Source organism: Nocardioides sp., assembly GCF_036401255.1.
GTDB lineage: Bacteria > Actinomycetota > Actinomycetes > Propionibacteriales > Nocardioidaceae > Nocardioides.
Window position 1 is genome coordinate 1 of the sequence record NZ_DASWVI010000150.1, and the last position, 2,294, is coordinate 2,294.

The 2,294-nt window shown below is 71.1% G+C and carries 2 protein-coding genes; both read left to right on the plus strand.

What is annotated here, in order from left to right:
- Positions 1 to 137: 137 nt before the first annotated feature.
- Positions 138 to 1,928 carry an arsenical pump-driving ATPase gene (gene arsA, locus VGD85_RS07190; RefSeq protein ID WP_331062768.1) on the plus strand — a complete coding sequence of 597 codons (1,791 nt, stop codon included), beginning with the start codon at positions 138 to 140 and terminating at the stop codon, positions 1,926 to 1,928.
- A 49-nt stretch (positions 1,929 to 1,977) separates the two neighbouring features.
- A partial coding sequence (locus VGD85_RS07195; protein WP_414690772.1) for a three-helix bundle dimerization domain-containing protein occupies positions 1,978 to 2,294 on the plus strand: 317 nt, incomplete at its 3' end.

Below are 2,294 nucleotides of genomic sequence, written 5' to 3' on the forward strand. Positions count from 1 at the left end.
CTGCTCCGCTTCGCCGGCCTGCCCGCGCCCATGGAGGGAACGCTCCAGGTCGAGACAGCCGATGCTCGACCGGCCCTGTCCCTCAACCTGATCGGTGGCACCGGCGCCGCCTGCGCGCCAGAGTCGGGCTGCTGCTGATGAGCTCCCTGCCCTACCTCGAGGATCTGCCCCGGTTCGTGTTCTTCACCGGCAAGGGCGGGGTGGGCAAGACCTCCCTCGCCTGCGCGACGGCCGTGCGACTTGCCGAGAGTGGCCGCCGCGTCCTGCTGGTCAGCACCGACCCGGCCTCGAACGTCGGGCAGGTCTTCGGCGTCACCATCGGCAACACACTCACCCCCATCCCAGAGGTCCCCGGCCTGTCCGCGCTCGAGATCGATCCGGAGCAGGCCGCCGACGCCTACCGGGCGCACATCATCGACCCGGTCCGCGAGCTGCTCCCCGCCTCGGAGATCGCCGCCATGACCGAGCAGCTCTCCGGCGCGTGCACGACCGAGATCGCCTCGTTCAGCGAGTTCGCCGCCCTGCTCGCCGACGAGACCCTCACGGCCGGGTATGACCACGTCCTGTTCGACACGGCCCCCACCGGGCACACGATCCGCCTGCTGCAGCTGCCCGGCGAATGGACCACCTACCTCTCCGACGGCAAGGGTGACGTCTCCTGCCTCGGCCCCGCCGCCGGGCTGGACCGGCTGCGGCACGACTACGCCGGCGCCCTGGCGGCCCTGACCGATCCGGCTCGCACCCGGCTCGTGCTCGTCAGCCGGGCGCAGCGCTCCTCCCTGGCCGAGGCGGGCCGCACGTATGACGAGCTGGTCGAGCTCGGGATGCACGACGCGAACCTCGTCGTCAACGCACTCCTGCCCACGGAGGTCGGCGCCGACCTGCTGGCTTCCGCCGTCACCCAGCGCGAGCGCGCCGCCCTCGAGGGTATGCCGCAGGGCTTGGTCGCGCTGCCTCGAACGAGGATCCCGCTGCTGCCGTTCAACACCGTCGGGGTGCCGGCACTGCGGGCGCTCCTCGACCCGACGCTGGTCCCCACGACGACCGAGCCTGCCGTGTCGGCGGCCGTGCCCGAGTCATTCAGCGGCCTCGCCGGGCTCGTCGACGACATCGAGGCCGACGGGCCAGCCCTGGTCCTGTGCATGGGCAAGGGCGGCGTGGGCAAGACCACCGTGGCCGCCGCGGTCGCCCTGGAGCTGGCCCAGCGAGGACACGACGTGCTGCTCACGACGACGGACCCCGCCGCACACCTGACCGAGACCCTGCAGGCGCAGCTCGAGCACCTGAACGTGTCACGCATCGACCCTGAGCGAGCCATCACGGACTACCGCGCGCGCGTCATGGCGAGCAAGGGCGCCAGCCTCGACGACGCCGGTCGCGCTGTCCTCGCCGAGGACCTGAAATCCCCGTGCACCGACGAGGTCGCCGTGTTCGAGCAGTTCTCCCAGGTGGTCTTCAAGGCACGCAAGCAGTTCGTCGTCCTCGACACAGCACCCACCGGCCACACCCTGCTCCTGCTCGACGCCACGGGCTCGTACCACCGCGAAGTGGTCCGCCAGATGAACCCTGGTGTCCGTTACACGACGCCGCTGATGCGGCTTCAGGACCCCCACCAGACCAAGGTCGTGCTCATCACCCTCCCCGAGACCACCCCGGTCCTCGAGGCCGAGGAGCTCCAGGCCGACCTGGCCCGAGCGGGGATCACGCCCTACGCCTGGGTGGTCAACAACAGCCTCACGGCCGCCGCCCCCTCCTCGCTGTTCCTGCAAGCCCGCGCCGCCGCCGAAGAGCCATCACTGCGCCGAGTCGCCGAGCTCTGCGACCGGGTGGCGATCCTGCCGATGCTCGCCCGCGAACCCGTCGGCACGGCGGCCCTGTCCGCGCTCACCCAGCCCATGCCCGAAGGGAACCTCGTCCATGCCCAGTGACTCCGCGCCCGCTCCAGCCCCCGGGAAACCGACCGTCTGGGAAAGGATCGTGGACGAGCTCGCCTACTCCTACGAAGGCGTCTTCTCCCGTGAGGCCGTGTCCCGCGCGGTGGCAGAGGCCCGGGAGTCGTTCGAGGCCGTCTCGAAGATCCCGGACTACCTACCCATCCTCAGCGGGCGGTACGCCAAGGACCAGCTCCAGGCGGCCGCACAGGCCGAGGGCAGGATCGCCAAACAGGTCCCGGAGATCCTGTTCGTCTGCGTCCACAACGCCGGCCGGTCGCAGATGGCAGCCGCGCTGGCCGAACACCTCTCCGCGGGCCGGGTGCACGTCCGCTCGGCGGGATCGGCCCCGACCGGCGAGAT